The organism is Idiomarina sp. 28-8, assembly GCF_000320945.2.
Taxonomy (GTDB): Bacteria; Pseudomonadota; Gammaproteobacteria; order Enterobacterales; family Alteromonadaceae; genus Idiomarina; species Idiomarina loihiensis.
In genome coordinates this window covers 18,965-43,357 of the sequence record NZ_DF266794.1, presented here as the reverse complement: position 1 = coordinate 43,357, position 24,393 = coordinate 18,965, and the positions used below count along the sequence as shown (strand labels likewise).

The 24,393-nt window shown below is 49.5% G+C and carries 27 protein-coding genes; 18 read left to right on the top strand and 9 right to left on the bottom strand.

Annotated features, from left to right (window positions below):
* The first annotated feature begins 10 nt into the window (after positions 1-10).
* From recR to RJ32_RS13765, 6 genes are all read left to right on the top strand, one after another.
* Entirely contained in the window at positions 11-616 is a 606-nt protein-coding gene (gene recR, locus RJ32_RS13790; protein WP_034823012.1) for a recombination mediator RecR, read from the top strand.
* A 65-nt stretch (positions 617-681) separates the two neighbouring features.
* Complete coding sequence (gene htpG, locus RJ32_RS13785) at positions 682-2,595, top strand: molecular chaperone HtpG (protein ID WP_011235078.1); 1,914 nt, start codon at positions 682-684, stop codon at positions 2,593-2,595.
* A 117-nt stretch (positions 2,596-2,712) separates the two neighbouring features.
* Entirely contained in the window at positions 2,713-3,360 is a 648-nt protein-coding gene (gene adk / locus RJ32_RS13780; RefSeq protein ID WP_011235077.1) for an adenylate kinase, read from the top strand.
* 75 nt (positions 3,361-3,435) lie between these two features.
* Positions 3,436-3,843 (top strand): MAPEG family protein, encoded by a 408-nt coding sequence (locus RJ32_RS13775; protein WP_034823011.1) that lies wholly within the window; start codon positions 3,436-3,438, stop codon positions 3,841-3,843.
* A 9-nt stretch (positions 3,844-3,852) separates the two neighbouring features.
* Entirely contained in the window at positions 3,853-4,641 is a 789-nt protein-coding gene (locus RJ32_RS13770) for an alpha/beta fold hydrolase (protein ID WP_034823009.1), read from the top strand.
* Between the two features lie 16 nt (positions 4,642-4,657).
* Positions 4,658-6,046 carry an MATE family efflux transporter gene (locus tag RJ32_RS13765; RefSeq protein ID WP_034823007.1) on the top strand — a complete coding sequence of 463 codons (1,389 nt, stop codon included), beginning with the start codon at positions 4,658-4,660 and terminating at the stop codon, positions 6,044-6,046.
* On the opposite strand, the gene hisIE is transcribed toward RJ32_RS13765, so the two are convergent.
* The 8 genes from hisIE to hisG are packed head-to-tail and all read right to left on the bottom strand — an operon-like array spanning position 6,043 to position 13,112.
* A complete protein-coding gene (gene hisIE / locus RJ32_RS13760; protein WP_034823005.1) occupies positions 6,043-6,651 on the bottom strand; it encodes a bifunctional phosphoribosyl-AMP cyclohydrolase/phosphoribosyl-ATP diphosphatase HisIE in 609 nt (202 codons plus the stop codon). The two genes, RJ32_RS13765 and hisIE, sit on opposite strands and share 4 nt — an antisense overlap.
* The gene (gene hisF / locus RJ32_RS13755) at positions 6,648-7,445 is read right to left on the bottom strand and encodes an imidazole glycerol phosphate synthase subunit HisF (RefSeq protein ID WP_034823003.1); all 798 of its coding nucleotides are present in this window, start codon (positions 7,443-7,445) and stop codon (positions 6,648-6,650) included. Before hisF ends, hisIE begins: the two co-directional genes overlap by 4 nt.
* Positions 7,427-8,164: a 1-(5-phosphoribosyl)-5-[(5-phosphoribosylamino)methylideneamino]imidazole-4-carboxamide isomerase gene (hisA, locus tag RJ32_RS13750; protein ID WP_011235071.1), complete on the bottom strand. Its 738-nt coding sequence runs from the start codon at positions 8,162-8,164 to the stop codon at positions 7,427-7,429. The genes hisF and hisA overlap by 19 nt, the downstream gene beginning before the upstream one ends.
* A complete protein-coding gene (gene hisH, locus RJ32_RS13745) occupies positions 8,158-8,748 on the bottom strand; it encodes an imidazole glycerol phosphate synthase subunit HisH (RefSeq protein ID WP_011235070.1) in 591 nt (196 codons plus the stop codon). Before hisH ends, hisA begins: the two co-directional genes overlap by 7 nt.
* Positions 8,745-9,821, bottom strand: a complete 1,077-nt coding sequence (gene hisB, locus RJ32_RS13740) for a bifunctional histidinol-phosphatase/imidazoleglycerol-phosphate dehydratase HisB (RefSeq protein ID WP_011235069.1) — start codon at positions 9,819-9,821, stop codon at positions 8,745-8,747. Before hisB ends, hisH begins: the two co-directional genes overlap by 4 nt.
* A complete protein-coding gene (hisC, locus tag RJ32_RS13735; protein ID WP_034823001.1) occupies positions 9,818-10,891 on the bottom strand; it encodes a histidinol-phosphate transaminase in 1,074 nt (357 codons plus the stop codon). The genes hisB and hisC overlap by 4 nt, the downstream gene beginning before the upstream one ends.
* Positions 10,888-12,216 carry a histidinol dehydrogenase gene (gene hisD, locus RJ32_RS13730; RefSeq protein WP_034823000.1) on the bottom strand — a complete coding sequence of 443 codons (1,329 nt, stop codon included), beginning with the start codon at positions 12,214-12,216 and terminating at the stop codon, positions 10,888-10,890. The genes hisC and hisD overlap by 4 nt, the downstream gene beginning before the upstream one ends.
* Before the next feature lie 2 nt (positions 12,217-12,218).
* Positions 12,219-13,112 (bottom strand): ATP phosphoribosyltransferase, encoded by an 894-nt coding sequence (gene hisG, locus RJ32_RS13725; protein ID WP_011235066.1) that lies wholly within the window; start codon positions 13,110-13,112, stop codon positions 12,219-12,221.
* 337 nt (positions 13,113-13,449) lie between these two features.
* Here hisG and RJ32_RS13720 point away from each other — a divergent pair, with 337 nt between their 5' ends.
* The 11 genes from RJ32_RS13720 (at position 13,450) to RJ32_RS13670 (ending at position 22,907) form a co-directional block, all read left to right on the top strand.
* Positions 13,450-13,722: a hypothetical protein gene (locus RJ32_RS13720; protein ID WP_011235065.1), complete on the top strand. Its 273-nt coding sequence runs from the start codon at positions 13,450-13,452 to the stop codon at positions 13,720-13,722.
* 49 nt (positions 13,723-13,771) lie between these two features.
* On the top strand, positions 13,772-15,727 hold the full coding sequence (locus RJ32_RS13715) for an ATP-dependent DNA helicase (RefSeq protein ID WP_034822998.1): 1,956 nt from the start codon (positions 13,772-13,774) through the stop codon (positions 15,725-15,727).
* A complete protein-coding gene (tsaB, locus tag RJ32_RS13710; RefSeq protein WP_034822996.1) occupies positions 15,705-16,388 on the top strand; it encodes a tRNA (adenosine(37)-N6)-threonylcarbamoyltransferase complex dimerization subunit type 1 TsaB in 684 nt (227 codons plus the stop codon). Before RJ32_RS13715 ends, tsaB begins: the two co-directional genes overlap by 23 nt.
* Before the next feature lie 66 nt (positions 16,389-16,454).
* Positions 16,455-16,754 carry a hypothetical protein gene (locus RJ32_RS13705; RefSeq protein ID WP_011235062.1) on the top strand — a complete coding sequence of 100 codons (300 nt, stop codon included), beginning with the start codon at positions 16,455-16,457 and terminating at the stop codon, positions 16,752-16,754.
* Positions 16,755-16,766: 12 nt separating this feature from the next.
* Complete coding sequence (locus tag RJ32_RS13700; protein WP_011235061.1) at positions 16,767-17,345, top strand: Slp family lipoprotein; 579 nt, start codon at positions 16,767-16,769, stop codon at positions 17,343-17,345.
* An 11-nt stretch (positions 17,346-17,356) separates the two neighbouring features.
* Positions 17,357-18,226 (top strand): alpha/beta fold hydrolase, encoded by an 870-nt coding sequence (locus tag RJ32_RS13695; RefSeq protein ID WP_034822993.1) that lies wholly within the window; start codon positions 17,357-17,359, stop codon positions 18,224-18,226.
* 88 nt (positions 18,227-18,314) lie between these two features.
* The gene (gene fadD / locus RJ32_RS13690; RefSeq protein ID WP_034822991.1) at positions 18,315-19,985 is read left to right on the top strand and encodes a long-chain-fatty-acid--CoA ligase FadD; all 1,671 of its coding nucleotides are present in this window, start codon (positions 18,315-18,317) and stop codon (positions 19,983-19,985) included.
* Positions 19,982-21,154, top strand: a complete 1,173-nt coding sequence (rnd, locus tag RJ32_RS13685; protein ID WP_034822989.1) for a ribonuclease D — start codon at positions 19,982-19,984, stop codon at positions 21,152-21,154. Before fadD ends, rnd begins: the two co-directional genes overlap by 4 nt.
* Positions 21,155-21,174: 20 nt before the next feature.
* Positions 21,175-21,435 carry a YcgL domain-containing protein gene (locus RJ32_RS13680; RefSeq protein WP_034822987.1) on the top strand — a complete coding sequence of 87 codons (261 nt, stop codon included), beginning with the start codon at positions 21,175-21,177 and terminating at the stop codon, positions 21,433-21,435.
* Complete coding sequence (locus tag RJ32_RS13675; protein ID WP_034822985.1) at positions 21,422-22,459, top strand: lytic transglycosylase domain-containing protein; 1,038 nt, start codon at positions 21,422-21,424, stop codon at positions 22,457-22,459. The genes RJ32_RS13680 and RJ32_RS13675 overlap by 14 nt, the downstream gene beginning before the upstream one ends.
* A gap of 4 nt (positions 22,460-22,463) precedes the next feature.
* Entirely contained in the window at positions 22,464-22,907 is a 444-nt protein-coding gene (locus tag RJ32_RS13670; RefSeq protein ID WP_370543308.1) for a YcgN family cysteine cluster protein, read from the top strand.
* 18 nt (positions 22,908-22,925) lie between these two features.
* Here RJ32_RS13670 and dsbB read toward each other — a convergent pair whose 3' ends face one another.
* Positions 22,926-23,471, bottom strand: a complete 546-nt coding sequence (dsbB, locus tag RJ32_RS13665) for a disulfide bond formation protein DsbB (RefSeq protein WP_034822980.1) — start codon at positions 23,469-23,471, stop codon at positions 22,926-22,928.
* Positions 23,472-23,614: 143 nt separating this feature from the next.
* Here dsbB and fadR point away from each other — a divergent pair, with 143 nt between their 5' ends.
* A complete protein-coding gene (fadR, locus tag RJ32_RS13660; RefSeq protein ID WP_034822978.1) occupies positions 23,615-24,325 on the top strand; it encodes a fatty acid metabolism transcriptional regulator FadR in 711 nt (236 codons plus the stop codon).
* Positions 24,326-24,393: the final 68 nt, after the last annotated feature.

Here is a 24,393-nt window from a genome sequence, read left to right as displayed (position 1 = left end):
AGGTCAGTTAATGAGTATCAGTCCGGCAATCGATCAACTGGTCGAGAATTTAAAACGCCTACCGGGTGTTGGCCAAAAGTCAGCACAGCGTATGGCGTTCCATTTGCTTGAGCGCGATCGCGGTGGAGCCTCAAGGCTTGCCGAGTCTTTGCAGTCGGCGGTGGAAAAAGTCGGCCACTGCGAGTGTTGCCGGACCTTAACCGAAGAACCCTTGTGTCGTATTTGCAGCAACCCTATGCGACGCGAAAATGGTGTACTTTGCATTGTTGAAACACCCGCCGACGTATTAGCCATTGAACAGACTTCTCAATTTCAGGGACGTTACTTTGTGCTGATGGGACATTTGTCTCCGCTCGATGGTATTGGGCCGGCGGACATTGGTCTGGATGAACTGGAGCGGCAACTGCAGAGCGAGCCGGTGGAAGAAATTGTGCTGGCGACTAACCCAACCGTGGAAGGGGACGCTACCGCGCACTATATTGCCGACATTGCCGGGCAACTGAATATCAACACCACCCGAATTGCTCACGGGGTGCCAGTAGGCGGTGAGCTGGGTTATGTCGATCAAACCACACTGGGTCACGCCTTCAGTGGCCGAAAACAATTTTCCCGATGACTTGAAAATGTCTCCTGCGCCCCCATTGTTATTGCCATAGGTAATAACAGCAGGAGAAATATACTATGGCGGAAGCCGGTCAAATGGAAAAACATGGATTTCAGACAGAAGTAAAACAATTGCTTCACCTGATGATTCATTCTTTGTATTCCAATAAAGAAATTTTCTTACGCGAATTGGTCTCTAATGCGTCCGACGCAGCAGATAAATTGCGCTTTAAAGCTTTAAGCGACAACTCTCTGTACGGTGACGACAGTGACCTGCACGTTCGTGTTTCTGTTGATAAAGACAGCCGTACTATTACCATCAGCGACAACGGCGTTGGTATGACGCGCGACGACGTGATGAATAATCTGGGAACCATTGCCAAGTCAGGCACGGCTGAGTTCTTTGGTCAGCTGTCCGGCGACGAAGCAAAAGACAGCAAGCTTATTGGTCAGTTTGGTGTCGGCTTCTATTCAGCTTTTATTGTTGCCGATGAAGTTACCGTAAGAACCCGTTCAGCATTAGATAAAGACGCTCGCGGAGTTGAATGGCGCTCGCAAGGCGAAGGCGATTTCGAAATTGCTGACATTGATAAAGCCCGTCGTGGTACCGACATTATTCTGCACCTGAAAGACGATGCCGATGAATTCTTAGATGAAAACCGCCTGCGTGGCATTATCAACAAATATTCAGAGCACCTGAGTATCCCGGTTCAAATGTGGAAAGAACCGGTACCTGAGTCAGAAGACGACGAAGGCAACAAAGTAGAAGGGCAGCCCGGCGAATGGGAAACTGTAAACTCAGGTCAGGCACTCTGGACTCGTGAGAAGTCAGACATTACTGACGAAGAGTACAAAGAGTTTTATAAAACTGTAGCGCACGACTTTGATGAACCACTGCTGTGGAGCCACAACAAAGTTGAAGGCACAACCGAATACACTAATTTGTTGTACATCCCAAAACGCGCTCCGTGGGACTTATGGAACCGCGAACAACAGCACGGTGTTAAGCTTTATGTGAAGCGTGTATTCATTATGGACGACGCGGAGCAGTTAATGCCAACGTACCTGCGTTTTGTGCGTGGTTTGGTTGACTCAAATGACTTACCGCTGAACGTTTCGCGTGAAATTTTGCAGGACAATAAAATCACCCGAGCCATGCGTAACGGCAGTACCAAAAAAGTACTGCAAATGCTGAAAAAGCTGGCAAAAGACGACAAAGAGCAGTATCAACAGTTCTGGGATACCTTTGGGAATGTGCTGAAAGAAGGTCCGGCGGAAGATCACACTAACCGTGAGCGTATTGCCGAGCTGCTGCGTTTTGCTTCAACGCATAACGACGGCGCAGTGCAGTCAGTCAGCCTGGACGACTACATTGAGCGAATGAAAGAAGGTCAGGATAAAATCTTCTACATTGTTGCTGACAGCTACGAAGCCGCCAGAAATAACCCTGCGCTGGAAATCTTCAACAAGAAAGGCATTGAAGTGTTGCTGCTTTCAGAGCGCATTGATGAATGGTTGATGAGCCACCTGACTGAATTTAAAGAGAAACAGTTGCAGTCAGTGACTCGTGGTGACCTTGATTTAGGCGAACTGGACGACGAAGAAGACAAGGCCGAGCAGGAAAAAGCCGAAGAAGCCTTTAAAGAAAACCTGGAACGCTTTGAAAAAGCTTTAGGTGATAAAGTTAAGAAGGTTCGTGTGACTAACCGCTTAACCAACTCGCCGGCCTGTATCATTACCGATGACAATGATATGAGTACGCAAATGGCTAAGCTGATGGAAGCAGCCGGTCAGGCGGTTCCTGAAACTAAGTACATCTTTGAAGTAAATCCAGAACATCCGTTGGTTCAACGCATGCTGACCAAAGAGGATGATACCTTCAAAGAATGGGCTGAAGTGTTATTAGATCAGGCCACTTTAGCGGAGCGGGGCAACCTGAAAGATCCAGCCTCCTTCGTTACCCGCCTTAACAAATTAATGCTTAACGCTTAATTTCGTACCTACCGCTGTGGGTAAGTCATTGCCTGCAGCGGCTTTCTGCGCTTGTAATAGCCCGCCTGTCAGGGTAAAGTTCGGGGCAGACTTTTGAATCATGCAAAGAGGTTTTCTATGCGCATTATTTTGTTAGGCGCCCCGGGAGCTGGAAAAGGAACTCAGGCACAATTCCTGATGAATACTTTTGGGATCCCTCAAATTTCCACCGGTGATATGCTGCGTTCAGCAATAAAATCCGGATCAGAACTGGGTAAAAAGGCCAAACAAGTTATGGATGCCGGACAGTTAGTGTCGGACGACATCATTATCGAGTTGGTCAAAGAACGAATTGCAGAGCCAGACTGCCAGAATGGTTTTTTACTCGACGGTTTTCCAAGAACCATTCCGCAAGCCGACGCGATGCGTGATAACGGTATTGAAATTGATTACGTGCTGGAATTTGATGTTCCGGACGAAATTATTGTTGATCGCATGAGTGGTCGCCGTGTCCACCCTGGTTCCGGCCGTGTTTATCATGTTGAGCACAATCCACCGAAAGTGGAAGGCAAAGACGATGAAACGGGTGAAGATTTGGTTGTTCGCCCGGATGATCAGGAACAGACGGTTCGTAAACGTCTTTCGGTTTACCACGAACAGACCGAGCCTCTGGTAGAGTATTATCAAAAGCTGTCTGAAGAAGGTAAGACGGAGTATCACAAAATTGATGGTACACAACCCGTTGAAAGAGTCAGTGAGCAACTGGGCGATTTGCTCAGAAAGTAATTTTTTACTAAAAGGCTCACATGGTGAGCCTTTTTTAATGAAGCAAGGCCCCAACGAATAACAAGAGGCATTCCAATGACATCTCAACTAACAATCACCGGCTTTTATGCGGGCATTTTAACGCTTATTTATCTTGTTCTGGCTGTGAACATTATCCGCTTGCGCTGGAAACATCGGGTAGGCCTTGGTACAGGTGAAGCCGAAGAACTCAACGTTGCAGTACGCATCCATGGGAATTTTATTGAGTACGTGCCTCTGGCGCTTATTCTGTTTGCTATGATGGAAGTACAAAACGCTCCGCTTGCTCTGCTCCATGGGTTGGGTATTGCGTTAGTCGTTGCTCGCTTATGTCATGCTATAGGATTAACCCGCAGTGTCGGCGTGAGTTTGCCTCGCACCATTGGGGTATTAACGACTTTTGCCGTTTTATTGTTAGCTGCTGGCTTTGGTATCGGTCAGTTTGTTGGTGTCAGTTTATTATAAAGTGAAGCTATGTCTGAATTAGAATCAGGTATCCATTTGTACGGCGAACAACAAAACCCTCCGGTTGTTTTGTTGCACAGCTCGCAGAGCGCGAGTAGCCAGTGGCGGGCGTTAATAAAAGAATTAACCAGCACTCACTTTGTTATTGCGGTTGATTTGCTGGGCTATGGGCAGGCGCCTAACGTCGAGTTTACGGCAAACTTTCGACTGGAGCAGGAACTGCCCCGTATTATTAACGCGGTTGAGCAACTTGCGTTATCCAGGCCTGTGCAACTGGTTGGTCACTCCTATGGCGGTGCTGTTGCATTAAAGCTGGCACTGGAAAAGCCATTTAAAATTGCCGATGTGGTTGTCTACGAACCTGTTGCCTTTCACGTGTTACCGGATGATTCTCCCGGAATGCTGGAAATACAGGAGATCAGTCACGCTATGAACGGTAAAGACGCAGTCGAATGCACTCGCACCTTTGTCGATTACTGGAATGACGCCGGATATTTTGATGCTTTGCCTGAACGCATTCAGCAAATCATGGTCAGTCAGGCTGCCAAAGTGGCGCTGGACTTCGACGCCTTGCTTAACGAACCCCGACGTCTGGAAGACTACCGCGGGGTAGAGCAAAGCGTTCTACTGCTGCAGGGCGAACACACTCGTCGCAGTGCAAAAGCTGTCGCAGAGGCTTTATCGACGATACTTCCTGATGTCCAACGAGACTCCGTTGGAGCGGGGCATATGGGGCCTTTGACTCATCCGGCTGATGTGAATCAGCGTATCCTGCAATTTTTGCGTAAGCAATCCTAACCCAGAGAAAACGCGCGTGAACTGGTGGACGAATAATAAAGGCGAATTTAATAAGCTGGCTAAACTGACCGGCCCTATTCTGGTGGCTCAGTTAACTCAAATGTTAATGAGTGTCGTGGATACGGTCATGGCCGGGCGTAAAGGCGCGGTTGATTTGGCCGCTGTGTCTGTCGGCGGCAGTATTTTTGTGCCGGCAACTTTATTGGTGTTTGGTCTGGCGCTGGCATTAGCGCCCATTATCTCTCACCTGGACGGGTCAAATTCGCACCGGCGTGTCGCTAACATATTGCAGCAGGGGTTCTATGCTTGCGCCATTGTTGGTGTTATCACGTTACTGGGTATGTCATCAGCGCCATGGTTGCTGGACATCATGGAAGTTGAAGACGACTTTCGCGCCATTACTCTGGACTATTTGTTTTACATCTCCTGGGGCATACCGGGCTTTGTTATTTACGCGGTACTGAGAAACTTTTGTGAGGGCTTGTCTAACACCATGCCGTCGCTGATTATTGGCTTTATCGGGCTATTGATAAATATTCCGGCAAACTACATTTTCGTTTACGGCGAATTTGGTATGCCGGAGCTGGGCGGAGCCGGTTGCGGCCTGGCAACAGCTATTGTCTTGTGGGGAATGGCACTGTCGATGGTCGTCTACACCTTTACCGCCAAACGTTACAAGCGTTTACGCCTGCTCCGTCGCTGGTACCGGCCTAACTGGGACGACGTTACCTACGTTATCCGTATCGGTTTCCCTATTTCGATGTCGCTCTTTTTCGAGGTCAGTCTGTTTGCTGCTGTGGCGTTATTAATTGCGCCGCTGGGGCCGACGGTGGTTTCTGCTCACCAAATTGCACTGAACATAAGTTCCTTAGTGTATATGGTGCCGCTGAGTATCTCTATGGCGGTAACTTTACGGGTTGGCTTTGCGCTGGGTGCGGGGAATCCGAAAAACGCCATGTTGAGCTTTAAACTCGCGATGCTGTTTGGTGGCGTGTTTGCGGGCGTTAACGGTTTAATTATGTATCTGGGTGGTGGTTGGTTAGCCAGCCTCTACACTCCTGACCAGGATATTATTAATCTGGCAGCGACGCTGATGGGGCTGGCGGCTATTTTCACTGTGTCGGACACCTTCCAGGCTATTTCCATTGGCACTCTGCGTGGCTACAAAGACACCAAATACCCAATGATATTGGCCTTTATTTCGTACTGGCCATTTGGTTTAACCGTTGGTTATATTCTGGGGCTGACCGACTGGGTCGTGCCGGCCATGGGCGCGGCAGGTTTCTGGATTGGCTTTATCAGTGGCTTAAGTGTCGCAGCAGTACTCTTGTCATTGCGCCTACGCCGCGTATCTCGCCGATACGAGCGTAAGCATTTTCGTGAGCAGTTAAACAGCGCCGCTTAACCGCGGCGCTTCGCTAATACCTCCAGCACATCGTCCAGACTAAGTTCATTGGCCCGTAGCGCAACCAGCAAGTGGTAGAGTAAGTCGGCGCTTTCATTAGCCAGCTCGTCTTTATCGGCAGTTGCCGCTGCCAGAGCGACTTCCACGCCCTCTTCCCCAACTTTTTGAGCCACACGTTTTAATCCCTTAGCAAACAGGCTGGCAGTGTAACTCTCGTTGGTATCTGCGCCTTTGCGGCTGGCAATGAGCGAGTCAAGCTCATGCAGCAAGGGTTTAGGAGCGTCAGCAAAACAGCTGCGGTTGCCTAAGTGGCAAGTTGGGCCATCGGGCAATGCCTGAATGAGCAAGGCGTCGTTATCACAGTCCGAATAGATGCCCTCAAGCCAGAGGTAGTTGTTTGAGCTTTCGCCTTTAGTCCATAAACGTTCTTTACTGCGGCTGTAAAAAGTGGTTTTACCGCTTGCTAAGCTTTCCTTAATGGCTTCTGTATTCATATAGGCCTGCATTAACACTTCACCGGTTAGAGCGTGTTGTACTGTGCAGGGCAGTAAACCTGACATTTTCTCCCAGGCCAACTGGTTTATGTTATTCAAATCAATTTTCATGTCGTCTCCTGAAGCGCTTCAATGGGGCGAACTGCAATATTATTGGCTGCCATTGCGGCTTTCACTTCGCTGATACTGAATAGGTTTTTGTGAAACACCGAAGCCGCAAGTGCACCATCCACCTGCGCCTTTTGAAAGGCATCAACAAAGTGCTGAATCTCACCGGCACCGCCTGACGCGATTAACGGCACAGAGCAATGCGCGCGCAATGCCGACAGTTGTGCAATATCGTAACCTTGACGCACGCCGTCCTGATTCATGCAGTTCAACACAATTTCACCAGCGCCACGGGAAATGACTTCCTGCAACCAGTCTTTGGTCTGCCATGCCGATTTGTGCGACTTGCTTTCGTCACCGGTAAACTGGTGCACTTCGTATTCACCGGACTGTTCGTTATAGAAACTGTCTATGCCAATAACAATGCACTGCTGGCCAAATTCCTCCACCAGGGTATTAATTAAATTGGGATTAAGCAGGGCAGGCGAGTTAATGGAGATTTTGTCTGCGCCCATAGAAAGCATGGTTTGCGCGTGCTCAACCGAACGAATACCGCCGGCAACGGTAAAAGGAATGTTGACTTCCCGGGCAACCCGCTCAACCCAGGACTTATCCACCGTGCGGCCATCTGCGGATGCGGTAATGTCATAAAACACCAACTCGTCAGCGCCACTTTCTGCATAGCGTTTTGCCAGAGGCAGAATATCACCAATAATTTCATGGTTACGGAACTTAACCCCTTTTACTACTTGCCCGTCGCGAACGTCCAGGCATGGGATTACGCGTTTTGCCAACATGCTAATGCCTCCTGCATAGTGAAAGCGCCGGTAAGTAACGACTTACCCAATATAACCGAGTCACAGTTTACGGCTTTCAAATCTTTAAGATCGTCTAAGCAACTGACGCCGCCGGACGCTTGCCAGACGACCTGCGGATAAAGCTGCTTATAGCGTTTATAAAGCTCAACATTGGTGCCTGTCATGGTGCCGTCTTTACTGATATCGGTGCAGAGTACATGACGGCAGCCTAAATCCAGGTAGCGGTTGAGAATGTCATCCAGTGTATGCGTGCTGGCCTGTTGCCAGCCGTGGGTAGCGACCATGGCATTGCCACTCTGATCAATATTCACATCCAGCGCCAGTACAATTTTTTCGCCGCCATAGGCCTGGAACCATTGTTTTACGGTATCTGGCTGGTTAACCGCGGTGGAACCAATTACGGCACGTTCAATACCGGCGTCAAACAAGGCTTCCAAATCCTCGGTTGTACGAATTCCGCCGCCAGCCTGACACTTCATACCTGAATCTGAGGCTAGTTTAGCCAGCAGTTTCTGCTGGCGCTTGTCCGGGTCTTTAGCGCCGTCTAAATCAACCAAATGCAGCCATTCGGCACCGGCCTGAGCATAGAGTTGGGCCTGACCCAGCGGGGTTAAATCAAACTCGGTTTTTTGCGCGAAGTCGCCCTGATATAGGCGTACCACTTTGCCGTCAATTAAATCCAGGGCAGGTATCAGCATAATGTTAACTCCAGAAAACGTTTCAGCAGAGCTTCGCCAGTCTTACCTGAACGCTCAGGGTGAAACTGCGCACCAAAATAGTTGTTGTGACGTATCATTGAGGCAAAACGCTCACCATACTCGCTGCTGGCTATAGTGTACTCATCAACTGCTACAGCAAAACTGTGCACGAAATAGCAGTAGCTGTCGCTCGTGTCGACTAACGGGTTATCTGCGGTCGGCTGCAGGGTATTCCAGCCCATATGCGGCAAAGGCAGACCAGAATCGCGCAGGCGTTTGGTTTTTGCCGGAATTAAATTCAGGCAGTCAACGTCACCTTCTTCTGAGTGTGAGGTCAGTAACTGCATGCCCAGGCAAATACCCAGCACCGGCTGGGTTAACTCCCGTAGCGGCTCCACGAGTTGCTTGCGCTGTAAGTTACGCATAGCTGCGGCAGCGGTACCTACGCCAGGCAAAATGACACGGTCAGCGGCGCGTATTTGTTCTGCATCATCGGTAATAAGCACTGAGTAGCCCAAACGTTCAACCGCAAAGCGGACAGATGTCAGGTTGGCACACTCGGTATCGACAATCACCACATTCATGCCAGCATCCCCTTACTTGAAGGCAACTGTTGGTCTCCGGTTTTGGTAATGGCCTGACGCAGTGCCCGGCCAAATACCTTAAACAGGCTTTCGACCTGGTGGTGGGTATTACCCTCGGTGGTCGATAAGTGCAAGCTCATTGCCATGGCGTCGGTTAACGAGCGGAAGAAGTGCTCGACCATTTCGGTGGATAACTCGCCGACTTTGTCGCGGGTGAAATCTGCTTCCCATTTCAAATAGGGGCGTCCGGATAAATCGATCAGACATTCCGCCCGGCATTCATCCATAGGCAGAGCAAAACCAAAGCGACCAATGCCGCGCTTGTCGCCAAGCGCTGAGCGCAATGCCTGACCCAGCGCCAGAGCGGTGTCTTCAATGGTGTGGTGATCGTCAATGTGCAAATCACCCTTAACCTTAACCGAAAGCGAGAAACCGGCGTGTGTGGCTATCTGCTCAAGCATGTGGTCAAAGAAGCCAATGCCGGTATTAAATTCGCGCGGTGTCTGACTGTCTAAATCAACCTTAATGTTAATATCCGTTTCCCGTGTGGTGCGGGTAACCGAAGCGGTGCGTGGGTTGTCCAGTAGTTGGTGAACAATGGCATCCCAGTTGAGTTCGCTACGACTGTAACGCAGGCCTTCAATGCCCATGTTTTCAGCCAGTTGCAGGTCGGTTTCACGGTCGCCAATAACGTAGGAGTTGGTAAAGTCCACACGGCCTTCTTTCAGATACGACTTTACCAGCCCAAGCGCAGGCTTACGGCAGCTGCAGTTATCACTGTCAAAGTGAGGGCAAATCAAAACGTCTTCAAACCGAATGCCTTGCGACTCAAACACCGCCATCATTAAGTTGTGGGGGGCATCAAAATCGGCCTGAGGAAAGCTATCCGTACCCAGGCCGTCCTGGTTGGACACCATCACCAGCTGATAACCCGCCTGTTGCAGTTTCAGCAAAGCCGGCACGACGTTCGGTTCAAACACCAGCTTTTCAAGGCTGTCCAACTGCTTGTCAGTGACTGGCTCTTCAACCAGAGTCCCGTCACGGTCAATAAATAAAATAGGCTTCTGGCTCATGAAAAATAGTCCTTCAACTGTTGAATCAGTTCGTCATTTTCGGCGGCGCTGCCAATGGTTATGCGAACAACGTTTTCCAGCCCCCGCTGCGCCGACTGATTACGTATTAATAGGTCGTTATCGGTAAGTGATTTCACTAAACCAGCGGCATCTTCACACTGATAGAGTAAAAAGTTCGTGTCACTTTCCGATACCAGGGTCAGTGGTGTTTGCTCTAAGGCTGTTTGCACACGGTCGCGCTCGGCTAATAAGGTTGCTACCTGTTGCTGCAGCCGTTCAAGCGAGCTTGTCTGCAAAGCCTGAACCGCAATTTGCACTGTCGGGTCTGGCAAAGGGTAAGGTGCCAGAACTTTCTGCAGTAACTCAATAATGTCGTCATTCGCCAGCAAAAAACCGCAGCGAATGCCGGCCAGAGCAAAGGCCTTCGATAAGGTACGTAACACCACCAAGTTCGGATAACGTTCCAGCCAACTGACAACGCTGTCACCAGAGCTGAACTCAATATAGGCTTCATCAACTACCACAATAGAACGTGGCGAGTGTTGCAGCACTTGTTCAATGTCATCGGTATTTAGCGCATTGCCCAGCGGGTTTGAAGGCGAGCAGAGAAAGATGACTTTGCACTCAGCCGCAGCTTCTATAACCGACTCCGTATCCAACTGCCAGTTGTTCACCTCTACGCTATTTAGTAAGGGAACCTCAGTAACACCAACCGCAAAGGTTTTAGCCGAAATAGCGTACATACCGTAAGTGGGCGGGCAAATCAGTACCTTGTCCTGCGCCGGCTCACAAAAAGCTCGTATCAGTAACTCGATACCTTCGTCTGAACCGCGGCTGCTTAATACCTTCGAGGCGTTAATTCCGGCGTACTCAGCGTAGGCCTGGTTCAGCGGCTTAGACTGAAACTCCGGGTAACGGTTAAGTTTGCTGTCATCAACAGTGTACGAGTTACTGTACGGAGACTCGTTAGCGTTCAGCCAGATATTGCCGCCACTCATGCTACGTCGTGCAGAGGCGTATGGCGTTAGCTGTTTCAGGTGCTGGCGCTGTAACTGCTCAACAATGCTCATAGTTTGCTCTCCGTACTTTTAGTCTCCGTACGAATAGTCACGGCACGTTTGTGCGCATCTAAACCTTCAACGTCAGCCAAAGTAGTAATGGCTTCTGCTAACTGGCGTAGTCCGTCGTGACTGGCTTCCTGGACCGTATAACGACGGTAGAAGTCGACCAGCCCAAGGCTGCTGTAATTGCGGGCATAGCCATACGTTGGCAAAACGTGGTTGGTACCGGTGGCATAATCACCGCCGGACTCTGGTGTGTAGTGTCCGACAAAGACAGAGCCTGCACGGGTCAACTGTGGCAGTAGATCACGCGCGTTATCCGTCTGAATAGAAAGGTGTTCGGGCGCATAGGTTTCGCTAATGGCTATGGCTTCATTCATATCGGCAACTACCAGCAGACGACTGGCCTGTAAGGCCTGCTCGGCAATATCGGCGCGACTTAGCTGAGCGCATTGTGCCATCAGCTCCTGCCGTACATTTTCGGCGACCGTCATTGAGGGCGTAAGCAAAATAACCTGAGAATCCGGTCCGTGCTCGGCTTGTGACAGTAAATCCGCCGCCACATAAGCCGGGTTTGCACTGTCATCAGCAATAACCAACAGCTCTGAGGGGCCTGCCGGTAAATCCATGGCACAGCCGCTGTCGTTTTGGCTGATTTGTTGCTTGGCTTCGGTAACGAAGCTGTTACCCGGACCAAACACTTTACCTACAGCAGGCGATGACTCTATACCGTACGCCAGCGCACCAATAGCCTGAGCGCCGCCACACAGCAGAATATCGGTTACGCCGCAACGCTTAGCAGCGTAGAGCAGGGCGGCTGGTAATTCACCCTGCTTATTAGGCGGGCTGACCATCACCACACGCTGACACCCGGCAATTTGTGCGGGCACACCCAGCATTAAAGCGGTGGATGGCAAGGTCGCACTGCCTCCGGGAATGTATAAACCAACCGCATCTAAAGGAGCATAACGTAGCTCACATTGCACGCCGGATGCTGTTTCAATGCTTAAATTCTGCGGGCGCTGCGCTTCGTGAAAGCGATAAATAGTTTGATACGCGGTATCTATAGCGCGTTTTACTTTGTCATCTAAACTAGCAACGGCGGCTTCCACTTGTTCATCACTCATGCGCAGTGAGGTCGCATCCGGGTTGTCAAACTGGCGGGTATAGTTTAGCACCGCACGTTCACCGTTATCACGAACGTCACTCAGAATAACTGCAACTTTCTCTCGCAGTGACTCTGCCTGAGCCCGTCCGGGGCGCGCTAAACGTTGAGCTTGCTCCGCTTCTGACAGGCTCTGCCATTGTTCAATGGGTATTTGTAATTCACTCATGATCACCCCATCATTTTTTCTATAGGCAGTACGAGTATCGAACTGCAGCCCATAGATTTAAGATCTTCCATGGTTTCCCAGAATAGCTTCTCGGTGCTGACCATGTGCACGGCAACTTGTTCGTCGGTGTGGCTAAGAGGCAGAATAGTCGGTGTTTCTGCACCGGGTAACAACTCTACGACTTGCTCTAATTTGTTTTTTGGAGCGTGCAGCATAATGTACTTGCTTTCCCGCGCCATTTGCACGCCGTCTATGCGAGGCAGCAACTGATCTATCATGGCCTGTTTTTCTTCCGACAGGCTGTCAGCGCGTTGTATTAACTGCGCCTGCGAACGGAATATCACATCTTTCTCTACTAACCCGTTTGCTTCCAGCGTAGCACCGGTGGAAACTAAGTCGCATATCGCTTCGGCAAGGCCTGCTCGGGGAGCAACTTCCACAGAACCGGTCAGCATAACCGTACGCGCATTCACGCCGTTGTCTTTCAGGTAACGCTTAAGCAACTGCGGGTAGGTGGTGGCAACGCGTAAGCCATCTAGATCTTTCAGCGACTGGTACTGGCTTTCTCTGGGCACCGCCAACGACAACCGGCACTGACCAAACTCAAGTCCGCGTAATGGCTGATAGGCAGCGACAGAGTCGGTTGCAATGCGCTCTAACCGGGCTTCTTCCAGCACGTTTTCGCCAACAAGGCCTAAATCAACCACGCCGTCCATAACCAGACCCGGAATGTCGTCATCACGTACGCGCAGCAAATCGATAGGGTGACTGGTGCTGTGCGCAATTAAGCGTGCTTCGTTAACACTAAATTTCACACCGCAGGCATTCAGCAATGCCATAGATTCCTTACTCAGTCGTCCAGATTTCTGTATCGCAATGGTTAAACGGTCAGTCATAACAGCTCCTAAAATGAAAAACCCCCGAAGGTATATGCCTTTCGGGGGTTGTATAGTCAATCGAAAGGCTAGCGTTTATACGGCTAGCCCAAACATTAAGTTCACGGCTAGGCCATACAGTTCCAATGATGATGATGGTGGCTGTGAACAAAACGCATAATTAACACTCCAATAAAAATAGTTTTACTTCGTAAAGTTGTATAGCACTATAACAGCTGAGAAATGTAATGCAAGAGTAAACTTATTGGTTATTTAGTCGATATAAGCTTATTATTTAACCAGTGGTTGTATAGTCAAATAACAGAATTCATTCTCTGCGAGGCGAAAGACAACAACAATGGCTAACTTTGATGCAATGGTTCCGTTGATCCCCAAAGACACTCGCGTGCCTGTGGACTTCGCCCGTGAGCAGATGAAAATAAACCAGATTGAGAAGATACGCGAACTCAACGCTGTAGATGAAGACGAAGGGGCTACCATCGAAGATGATCAAAAAAGAGAAAGTAGCCAACAGCATCAGCATCAACAATCGTCGGCTCAAACGGACGTTGAAGAGGTTGCTGATAACGATGAAACCTTATCTTCAGGACATATAGACACCTACGCCTAGGCAAACATCTATGTCATAATACGTGCCTATTTCTTCGGCGGTATAGGTTATGGCGACGGTTTTATCATCAGTATTTAAGCCAACAGGCGAGCTCGCACAAGCAATTACAAACTTTCAGCCACGTGCCGCTCAGCAGCAAATGGCAGAAGCCATAGCCGCTACTGTTAAGAAAAAAGGTGAGCTGGTCGTTGAAGCCGAGACCGGCACCGGCAAAACTTTTGCGTATTTGGCTCCTGTGCTACTGGGCAAAGGCAAAGCGATTGTTTCTACCGGTACTAAAAACCTTCAGGAACAGCTGTTCCACCGCGACTTACCCATGTTAAGAAAAGTGCTGGCGCCGGAAAAAGTTGTCGCTTTATTAAAAGGCCGTTCAAATTATTTGTGTCTGCACCGCATGGAGCAGGCAACCCAACAGGCCGGACAGTTCAGCAAAGACATTCAAAATCAGCTTATTACGGTAAAGCGCTGGGCGACATCCACTCGCAGTGGTGACGTGGGCGAGCTGAACGCCTTAGCGGAAGACGCCTCGGTATTACCGCAGGTAACCAGCACTCAGGACAACTGCCTGGGGCGGGACTGTCCGGTGTACGAAGACTGCCACTTAGTCAAAGCCCGCAAAGAAGCCATGGAAGCCGATATTGTGGTGGTCAACCATCATCTTTTCTTTGCCGATATGGCGCTAAAAGATACCGGCTTTGGTGAGTTGATTCCCAGCGTGGATACGGTGGTCTTTGACGAAGCTCATCAAATTCCGGACATTGCCAGCCAGTACTTTGGCGAAACGGTTTCCAGTCGGCAACTGACAGAAATGTGCGAAGAACTGCAGCGTTTATGTATGACTGAGCTGAAGGACTTGTCGCAGGCCAGCGCTATGGCACGTACGTTATTACAGACTCTGAAAGACTGGCGGTTGTTGTTTCCGCGGGACCCTATGCGCGGCAACTGGCGAGACTGGCGCAAAAAACCGGACGTTGCCGAGGTGGCTGAGCGAGTGCAGGAGCGTTTAACCCTGCTGACCGACGTCATGAAAACCGCTATCGGCCGTAATAAAGACTTTGATAATTTACATGAACGCGCTGAACAGCACCTCTATATTTGGCGTCAGCTAATGGACGTCGACCGCACCGGCTACAGCTTTTGGTTTGAAACTACACCCCGACACGTCAGTTTGCATCAAACCCCGCTAAGCGTTGCCAAGACCTTCGGGGGCTATATCAAGCGCAACAAAATGAGCTGGGTATTTACCTCTGCTACTTTGGCGGTTAACGGCAAGTTCGATTACTTTACCAAGCGTTTAGGCATAGATGACGCCGACACCTTGTTGCTGGAAAGCCCCTTTGACTTTGCGAAGCAGGCCAAGCTGTGTTTACCGCGTTATTTGCCCGAGGCCAACGACCCGAATCGGCATCAAATGTTGACTGAAATTGCGGAGCAGTGCGTTAAGGTGAACCGGGGGGGCACTTTTCTACTGTTTACCAGCCACCGTATGTTGCAGCAAATGGCCTCAATATTACGTGACAGGCTGGATCGCGACATTCTGGTGCAGGGCGAGTCCGGTAAAACAGAGTTACTCGAAACCTTCACCAAAAAGGGTAATGCAGTGCTGTTGGGTACTTCGTCCTTTTGGGAAGGGGTAGATGTGCGGGGTGAAGCCTTGCGCTGCGTTATTATCGACAAACTGCCGTTTGCCTCGCCGGATGATCCTTTGCTGAATGCGCGTGTTGAAGATGCCCGTTTGCGTGGTGTCGACGCCTTCAGCACGATACAATTACCGCAGGCAATAATTGCGTTAAAACAGGGCGCAGGACGGTTAATTCGCGATAAAGACGACTCCGGTGTGTTAATTGTTTGCGACAGTCGTTTAGTAACGCGCCAATACGGTAAGCAGTTTTTATCGAGCTTGCCGGCTATGTCACGAACCCGGGATTTAAATGAAGCGTTGAGTTTTTTAGCGCAGGTTGCAGAGAAAGATGAAACCAATAATGACGAACTTATTAGCAGTTGATACGTCGACTGAAAATTGCTCAGTGGCTATTCGCTGGCAGAACAATTTCTTTAGCGAAGCAATAGAAAGCCCGCGGGAGCACTCGCAGCGCTTACTGCCTTTTGTTGAGCAAATGCTGCAGCAGGCAAAAACCGATTTAAGCCAGCTTGACGGGCTGGTTGTTGGCGTAGGGCCCGGCAGTTTTACCGGTGTACGCATTGGTGTATCTATGGCGCAGGGTCTGGCTTTTAGCGCGGAACTTCCCGTGTTTCCGGTCAGTAGCCTGCAGGCGTTAGCGCAACAAGCCATTCGTAAACACAATGCGGAAGCGGTTGTTGCCTGTATTGATGCGCGCATGGGTGAAATTTATTACGCCTTGTACCGTAATAATAATGGTCTTGCTGAACAAATAACGGAGCCCGCCGTTGCTGAACCCTCTGCTAGTTTATTCGCAGAGCATAATGTCCAGGGCTTTCATACTGCGGGAACTGGCTGGGACAACTACGCCGGTACCCTAGACCCTAAGCAGGAATTAAAGCACAGCATGGATTGCCGGTTACCGCTGGCGGAAGACATGCTGACAATAGCAACTAAAGGTTGCGTTACTTCGGTCGATGCAGAGAACTTAGAACCTTTGTATGTTCGTAATGAAGTGACCTGGAAAAAATTGCCAGGTCGATAACTTGTAGAATGGCACTGAACTCGCCATAATAAAATCAGTCTTACTAACAGATGAGTCATCGTTGACGTGCGAATTAATCCGCAAGCGGTTCAGCCGCTAAACAGCCAACAGCAAGGGCCTCAAAGGTCTGCGCCGGAAGATCAGCAACGCCAGGAACAGAACCCGGCGAAAGTCGCTGATACCCGGCGGGTAGTGCCCGATGCCCGGCAAAGTCAGCGGCGCGCAGAACGGTGGGAGTCACTTAATACGTTTTACGATGAGCCACCACAACGTTCTCAAAAAGCACTTAATGCTTATCAAAACATAGCGTTAAGCGAGAAAAGAGAGCAAATTACGTCAATGTTTGGTGTTGATGTTTACGCCTGAGTGAGGTCTGTTATGAAAATGATATTTGCAGTATTAAGCGCAATGGTGCTTGCTGGCTGCACTTCGGTTCCGGATGAGCTTGCCACTGATAATGAAGAGGCTTTGGTGAGTTACAAGGTTGCCAAGCATCAGGGCGATGAAGTAGCCGGTGAGCCAGCCCGTTGGGGCGGTGTCATTGCCGATGTTCGCAACGCCGAAGATCATACCGTGCTGGAAGTCGTCAGCTTCCCGTTGAAGCGCTGGGGACGTCCTGAGGTTAGTGATAACAGCGATGGGCGTTTTTTAGCGGTAGTTAATGACTTTGTTGATCCCGACGTGTATCAGCAAGGCCGGTCAATCAGTTTTGTTGGTACGATAGGCCAAACTCAGCAGGGCAAAATTGACGAATATGTTTATACCTACCCGGTTATTGAAGCAACGGGTTATCACCTGTGGAAGATTGAAAAACAAAACAACCAGGTAGAAATTGACTATTCGCCATTGTGGTTCCGTCATAACTTCTATTCGCCTTATTATCCTTACCGTTATCCGGTTCCGGTACGTGTTCGTGTGCAGGACAACTCGGGTACTCCGGCTAAAAACCGCAACTAATTCGTTCTTTAATGGATTATCGAGAGGCTTTAGAGCAGGCTACCCCGGTCAGTTATCAACTGGACTGGGGTACGGTTCGCGGGCTGTGCTGGGGCGATCCTAACGACATAAGAGTTATTGCAACTCATGGTTGGTTAGACAACAGTCACAGCTTTTTACCTATAGCCCGGTACTGGTCACCTGAAAAAGGTGGTTTTTTAGCGCTTGACTGGCCCGGTCACGGGCACAGTGATCACCGTCCGGTGGGCAACTATTATCATTTTATCGACTATGCTTATGACTTATGGCAGCTGATTCAACAGCAGGACTGGCAGAATTTAACCTTGCTCGGTCACTCTATGGGGGGCTTTGTCAGCAATGTGGTTGCAGCATTATGTCCTGAGCGTATTCAGCAACTGCTATTAGTTGAAGCCTTTGGGTTACTGGTGTCTGACGGAACGAATGCGCAGGAGCAATTGAAACAGGGCTTTTTAAGTCGCAAAAAACTACACACACCACGCTGGCGAAGCTACGCGAATTTCGACTCGGCGGTAGAGGCCAGAGCCGCTCAGGCTGACTTCTCAGTAAATTTAGTCCGGTTAATTGTTGAGCGTGGCTGCGAGCATGGTGAAGATGGCCGCTGGCACTGGCGAGCCGATGCCAGGGTAAAAACAACATCGGCCTACAGGTTACCGAGTTCGGCAGTGGATGACTTGTTTGAAAAGTTAATCATGCCAGTGACCGTTGTGCGCGGGAGCCGCGGTTATGATCAGTTAGATAGCGCATTTAAGCGATGGCAGGATAAAGTTTCAGGCTTAAGTTGTAAGACATTGGAAGGTGGACATCACGTACATATGGAACAACCTGAGAAAATAGCTGAACTGCTTAAATCGTACGTTTAGCGGCTGGTAACGACTAGGATTAACTGGTCGGATATGCGATGATTGCGCCACTGAAAATAACTATAAATAGTGAGAGGCGGAGCCTTTTATGGATAAAATTTGGTTGGAAAACTACCCAGCGGGAGTACCGGAAACAATTGACCCGGATCACTTTGCGTCGTTGGTTGATATACTTGAGCAGTCCATTGAAAAGTACGGCGAGAAAACGGCTTTCGTAAATATGGACTCAGAAATGAGTTTCAAAGAACTGGGTCTGAAAACTCGCGACTTTGCCGCTTACCTGCACAGTACCGGCCTTAAAAAAGGCGATGCCGTTGCGGTTATGATGCCAAACTTGCTGCAATATCCTGTGGCGTTATTCGGTATTCTGCGAGCAGGCATGACTGTAGTGAACGTCAACCCACTTTACACGCCGCGCGAGTTAAAGCATCAGCTGGTAGATTCTCAGGCAAAAGCTCTGGTTATTTTAGAAAACTTTGCTCAAACCTATGAAAAAATAAAAGAAGAAGCTCCGCTCGATTTAGTTATTACCACACAAATTGGCGATCAGTTACCTTTGCTTAAACGCTATCTGGTTAACTTTGTGGTTAAGCATATAAAACGTATGGTGCCTTCTCATAAGCTAAAAGGCACGGTGAGTTTTAATCAGGCGCTGGCCAAAGGAACTATGGTTGACTATAAACGCCCTGAAGTGACCGGCGATGATATTGCCTTTTTGCAATACACCGGTGGAACAACGGGGGTGGCCAAAGGCGCTATGCTGTCGCACCGCAATATGGTTGCTAACCTCGAGCAAGTTTCCTCGGTTATTACTCCTATAATGAATGACGGCGAAGAGACCATTATTACTGCGTTGCCGCTGTATCATATCTTTGCGTTAACCGCGAACTGCCTTACCTTTATTAAGCACGGCGGCAAGAACGTCTTAATTACCAACCCGCGCGATATGCCTAACTTTGTGAAAGAGCTGAATAAGTATCCTTTCTCAATGATTTCAGGGGTTAACACGCTGTTTAATGGTCTGTTGAACACTAAAGGCTTTAAAGACGTTAACTTCTCTAATTTAAAAATTGCCCTGGGCGGCGGTATGGCGGTTCAGCGTGCAGTGGCCGAAGAGTGGGAGCGGGTAACCAAGTCTCGTTTGCTGGAAGGTTATGGTTTAACCGAGTGTTCTCCGGTGGTTACCGTTAACCCTTACGATATTGAACATTACACGGGCAGCATTGGTTTGCCGGTACCAAGTACCGACATGCGTATTGTTGACCCTGAAACGCGCGAAGAAGTGGCTTTAGGTGAACCGGGCGAGCTGGAAGTGAAAGGCCCGCAAGTTATGGTGGGTTACCTGAACCGTCCTGATGCGACAGCCGAATCAATTAAAGACGGTTGGTTTGCAACGGGGGACATGGCCACTGTTGATGAGCGTGGTTACTTCAAAATTGTGGATCGTAAAAAGGACATGATTTTGGTGTCGGGTTTTAATGTTTATCCGAACGAAATTGAAGACGTATTAGCTGACCATCCTAAGATTCTTGAGTCGGCAGCCATAGGCGTGCCGCACGAGTCGTCAGGTGAAGCGGTAAAAGTCTTCATTGTGGCGAAAGATAAGTCATTGACCGAACGTGAAGTTATCGACTTTTCGCGCGAAAATCTGACCGGTTACAAAGTACCTAAACTGGTTGAGTTTCGTGACGAATTGCCTAAATCCAACGTCGGCAAAATAATTCGCCGTGAATTACGCGAAGAAGAGGATGACGCTTGATTCTGCCGTTAGAATTACCCGAGTCGGTACAACAATACCGGCTCGTTACCACCACTGATGATTTACAAGATCTCTGCCAGCAGGCCGTAAAATGCGGTTGGTTCGCTATTGACTCTGAGTTTGTGCGTGAACGCACTTACTACGCTCAGCTAGGCTTATTACAAATTCACGCTAACGGCACAACGGTTGTTATTGATCCGCTGGCGGATATTGATTTAGAGCCTTTATGGCAGCTGATTTCCGGCGATGAAGTCGAAACCGTATTGCATGCCGGCGGCGAAGATATTGAACTGTTTTTCCAGCAAAGCAATGGCCGCCAACCCAAACAAATTTTTGATAGCCAGATAGCCGCCGGTTTTTGTGGCCTGGGTGACTCAATGGGTTACGCGCGTCTGGTCGACGCTTTGTTTGACGGCGTTGAGCTGGACAAAAGCTTGTCACGCACCAACTGGCTTAAGCGTCCGTTAAGCGATGAACAGTTAGACTATGCTGCCGCCGATGCCAGTTATCTGGCGATAATGTACCCGTATCTTAAAGCTTTGTGTGAAGAAAAAGGTGTGCTGGATATTGTGTACGAAGAGTCGCAAATTCAGGTGCGTAAACGCACACAAAGCTGGCCGGATGATCTGCTCTATTTGGGCGTAGGCAATGCCTGGCAGCTGAACCCGCGGCAATTGGCTGCGCTGAAAATTCTGACGCCCTGGCGTTTACACAAAGCGCGTGAGCGCGACATTCCGCTGGGCTTTATTGCCAAAGACGGTGTCTTGCTCGAGTTAGCCCGAAGAATGCCAAAAAATGACGACGAGCTAAGCCGCATTCCCGATTTAGCCCCCATGTCACGCAAGTATTCGGGGCGCGATATTATTCGCTGTATTCAGCAAGCCGAACAAGTGCCTGAGTCTGAATTTCAGCAAACGCTGGAACGTCTGGACGATATGGAAGGCTACAAGCCAACTTTTAAGGCCATTAAAAAGGCCGTTACGGAACTGGCTGAATCTTTACACATACCTGCGTCACTGGTGGCGTCACGCAAGCAAATTAATGATTTTATTAACTTTCATTGGCAATACTCAAAGCAACAACAGCAGCGTTTGCCGCAACCTGACTTAATGGTGGGTTGGCGTCAGCACGCAATTGGGGCAGAATTACAGGCTATAATTAGCAAGTAGCCCCATTCAGGAGAACTGCCATGCTGTGTGATGTTTATCGCAGCTCGAAAAAAGCCGATACCTATCTTTACCTGCCTCATGGTAACGAATTTACCGACGTGCCCGATGTGTTGTTGGGCCAGTTTGGTCGCGCCGAAAAAGTGCTGACAATTAACCTGGCCAACCGTGAACAGTTGGCGCGTTTAACGGTCGAAGAGTTACAACAGCATTTGCATAACGATGGTTTCTATTTGCAGTTACCACCGAAACGAGAGGAACTTCAAGTCAATGTTAACAAATAAAATAAAAGTGGCAGGGCTGGCTCTTTGTCTGGCTTCTTCATTTGCGCTTAGCGCACCGGTTTCTGCGTTTCAGGAAGCTGAGGATAATGCGAAGAAAGAGTCCAGCGAAGATGTGAACCAACAGTTTGCCACCTACGTTGAAGCTCTGAAAGCCGAAGCCATTGAAAGCGGCTATAAGCAGGACACACTGGATAAAGCGTTTGCCAAAGTTAAGTATTACGAGCGGGCAGTCGAGCTGGATAAAAACCAGCCGGAATTTAAGTTAACTCTGGATACTTACCTGCCACGTGCAGTACCGGACTGGAAAGCCGAAAAGGCACTGGAAAAGTACAACGAACACAAAGAGCTGCTGGAAAAAGTGGGCAAAGAGTACGGCGTGCAGCCGCGCTTTATTGTGGCGCTGTGGGGCATTGAAACCAACTTTGGTTCGTTCACTGGTGGTTTTGATGTGGTTTCTGCATTAACTACGCTGGCTTTTGATGGACGTCGCGAAGAGTTTTTCAAAAAGCAATTGTGGGAAGCCTTAACCATTATCGAAGACGGCCACATTGAACCGGAGCAAATGAAAGGATCATGGGCTGGCGCTATGGGTCAGACTCAGTTTATGCCCAGCTCTTTCATGAGCTACGCTGTAGACTATGACGGCGACGGTAAAAAAGACATTTGGGGTAGCTACCCGGACGTATTTGCGTCAGCCGCTAACTACTTAAGCTCTGTCGGCTGGAAAGACGACGTTACCTGGGGTCGCCAGGTACAACTACCTGAAGGTTTTGATGAGTCATTAGCCGGGCTGGACACTAAGAAAAAGCTGGGCGAGTGGGCTGACTTAGGCGTTACGCGTTTTGATGGCTCTGAGTTGCCATCGCGAGGCGATATTGACGCCTCAATAGTGATTCCTGACGACAAAGAAGGCCGTGTTTATCTGGCTTATGCCAACTACGACGCCTTAATGCGCTGGAACCGTTCACATTACTTTGTGGCTGCAGTGGGCTATTTGTCCGACCGCATTCGTTTTCCAAGGTAATGCCTTGTCGGTATTAATGAAATGGTATGAGCAGCCGCTGCATACGCTCAGCCATGCACAGTGGGAAGCCCTGTGCGACGGCTGTGGGCAGTGCTGCTTAAACCAATTGCAGGACGAAGAAGACCATCTTTATTCCACCAATGTTGCCTGTCGGTTATTAGACACCGACACCGCGTGTTGCAGTGACTACGTTCACCGAAGCCAGCGCGTACCCGAGTGCGTTACTTTAACCCCCGACAACCTCGACGATGTTTACTTTATGCCAGCCAGTTGCGCGTATCGGTTGCGGGCAGAAGGGCAGCCTTTGCCTGAATGGCATCCGTTAAGGCATGAGGGCAGTAAAGAGCCCATGAAAAAAGCCGGCTATCATGTAGCCGGCCATTGCGTTAGCGAGGCGAAGTTTAAGGGCGACCTGGAAGACCGAATAGTAACCTGGCCCTTGTCTTAGCCCTGGCATTAAAACGTATTATTTGTGGTAAAGCACCAGCCCGTCTTTTTTCGTGAACGACGAAATAATGTGGCAGATAGTCACAATAATACCGATGAGCAACAAGCCCGCAAAAATCACCGTCATCCAACCGGGCATACCTAACCCCAGCCATTGCCAGTCAATGTCACCGCATAACCCCGGCGCGGCAAATAACCCCGGCATCCATTCGTGCAGTGGAGCCCAGTCAGGAAAATTAGGCGCACTTTCACACACCGCAAAGAACGCGTTTTTCGAGGTTTGGAGATCCCAGTGATCGTAGGCAATTAATAAGCCCTGATAACTGCTGTAAAGCCAGCCAATTAAAGCCGCCCAGCGCGTTAACCAAAGCCCGGAACCAAACAGGCCGACAATAGCGGACAAGCCAATACCGACAACCGCCATACGTTGATAAACACACTTTACGCAGGGCTCTAAGTTAAGAACCATCTGGAAGTAAAGCGCGGCGCCCAACAGGCCTGAACACCCTAGAAATAACAGTAACCAGGCAAAAGGTTTGTTAGGCCACTGACCCACAGACAGCATGATGATTTTCCTTAAGAAACTGTAAAAACGTAGAAACCATACCCAAATAGCGTGGTGTTGTCGATATAAAGGCAGAAGTTATCTTGTCCGACCTCACACAAGGCTGCTAGAATCCTTTTATTAGTTAGTTCACAGGCGGGAATATGATAATAAAAGCTAAAAGTCCGGCGGGTTTTGCCGAGGAGTACATCGTAAAATCTATCTGGAACGGGCATTTTGCACCGGGCACTATTCTACCCGCTGAACGAGAACTGTCAGAACTCATTGGCGTAACGCGAACTACCCTGCGCGAAGTGCTGCAGCGTCTGGCACGCGACGGCTGGCTGACCATTCAGCACGGCAAGCCCACCAAAGTGAACAACTTTTGGGAAACCTCTGGCCTTAATATTCTGGAAACCCTCGCGCGTCTGGACGAAGACGGCATGCCGGAGCTAGTCGACCAGTTGTTGTCTGCCCGCACCAATATTAGCGCCATTTATATTCGCGCCGCCATTCGCCATAACCCCAAGCGAGTTCTGGAGCTACTGGAACCCACCAGCGAGCTGGAAGACAACAAAAAGACCTTTGCCGAGTTTGACTATCAGTTGAACCACGACCTGGCAATGGCCTCCGGCAACCCCATTTATGTGCTGGTACTGAACGGCTTTAAAGGCTTGTACGCACGCATTGGCCAGTATTACTTTTCATCGACAGAAGCTCGCCAGCTGGCCCGCGACTACTATGAAAACCTAATAGCCGTAACCCGTGAAGGCGACTACAACGAGTCCGTGAACCTGGTTCGCCGCTACGGCTACGAGTCCGCCGAAATTTGGCATAGCCTGCGTGGCGATATGCCGGATGATTTGGTGGGTTGATTAAGCTGGTTTCCCGGCTTTCTCGATAGAATTAAATTTAGTTTGTTAATTAAAACCTGATGGCTCTT

Bases quoted from the DNA above. Each gene is read 5' to 3' on its own strand.
- recR (WP_034823012.1), top strand. From the start codon at position 11: ATGAGTATCAGTCCGGCAATCGATCAACTGGTCGAGAATTTAAAACGC.
- htpG (WP_011235078.1), top strand. From the start codon at position 682: ATGGCGGAAGCCGGTCAAATGGAAAAACATGGATTTCAGACAGAAGTA.
- adk (WP_011235077.1), top strand. From the start codon at position 2,713: ATGCGCATTATTTTGTTAGGCGCCCCGGGAGCTGGAAAAGGAACTCAG.
- RJ32_RS13775 (WP_034823011.1), top strand. From the start codon at position 3,436: ATGACATCTCAACTAACAATCACCGGCTTTTATGCGGGCATTTTAACG.
- RJ32_RS13770 (WP_034823009.1), top strand. From the start codon at position 3,853: ATGTCTGAATTAGAATCAGGTATCCATTTGTACGGCGAACAACAAAAC.
- hisIE (WP_034823005.1), bottom strand. From the start codon at position 6,651: ATGAAAATTGATTTGAATAACATAAACCAGTTGGCCTGGGAGAAAATG.
- hisF (WP_034823003.1), bottom strand. From the start codon at position 7,445: ATGTTGGCAAAACGCGTAATCCCATGCCTGGACGTTCGCGACGGGCAA.
- hisA (WP_011235071.1), bottom strand. From the start codon at position 8,164: ATGCTGATACCTGCCCTGGATTTAATTGACGGCAAAGTGGTACGCCTA.
- hisH (WP_011235070.1), bottom strand. From the start codon at position 8,748: ATGAATGTGGTGATTGTCGATACCGAGTGTGCCAACCTGACATCTGTC.
- hisB (WP_011235069.1), bottom strand. From the start codon at position 9,821: ATGAGCCAGAAGCCTATTTTATTTATTGACCGTGACGGGACTCTGGTT.
- hisC (WP_034823001.1), bottom strand. From the start codon at position 10,891: ATGAGCATTGTTGAGCAGTTACAGCGCCAGCACCTGAAACAGCTAACG.
- hisD (WP_034823000.1), bottom strand. From the start codon at position 12,216: ATGAGTGAATTACAAATACCCATTGAACAATGGCAGAGCCTGTCAGAA.
- hisG (WP_011235066.1), bottom strand. From the start codon at position 13,112: ATGACTGACCGTTTAACCATTGCGATACAGAAATCTGGACGACTGAGT.
- RJ32_RS13720 (WP_011235065.1), top strand. From the start codon at position 13,450: ATGGCTAACTTTGATGCAATGGTTCCGTTGATCCCCAAAGACACTCGC.
- RJ32_RS13715 (WP_034822998.1), top strand. From the start codon at position 13,772: ATGGCGACGGTTTTATCATCAGTATTTAAGCCAACAGGCGAGCTCGCA.
- tsaB (WP_034822996.1), top strand. From the start codon at position 15,705: ATGACGAACTTATTAGCAGTTGATACGTCGACTGAAAATTGCTCAGTG.
- RJ32_RS13700 (WP_011235061.1), top strand. From the start codon at position 16,767: ATGAAAATGATATTTGCAGTATTAAGCGCAATGGTGCTTGCTGGCTGC.
- RJ32_RS13695 (WP_034822993.1), top strand. From the start codon at position 17,357: ATGGATTATCGAGAGGCTTTAGAGCAGGCTACCCCGGTCAGTTATCAA.
- fadD (WP_034822991.1), top strand. From the start codon at position 18,315: ATGGATAAAATTTGGTTGGAAAACTACCCAGCGGGAGTACCGGAAACA.
- RJ32_RS13680 (WP_034822987.1), top strand. From the start codon at position 21,175: ATGCTGTGTGATGTTTATCGCAGCTCGAAAAAAGCCGATACCTATCTT.
- RJ32_RS13675 (WP_034822985.1), top strand. From the start codon at position 21,422: ATGTTAACAAATAAAATAAAAGTGGCAGGGCTGGCTCTTTGTCTGGCT.
- dsbB (WP_034822980.1), bottom strand. From the start codon at position 23,471: ATGCTGTCTGTGGGTCAGTGGCCTAACAAACCTTTTGCCTGGTTACTG.
- fadR (WP_034822978.1), top strand. From the start codon at position 23,615: ATGATAATAAAAGCTAAAAGTCCGGCGGGTTTTGCCGAGGAGTACATC.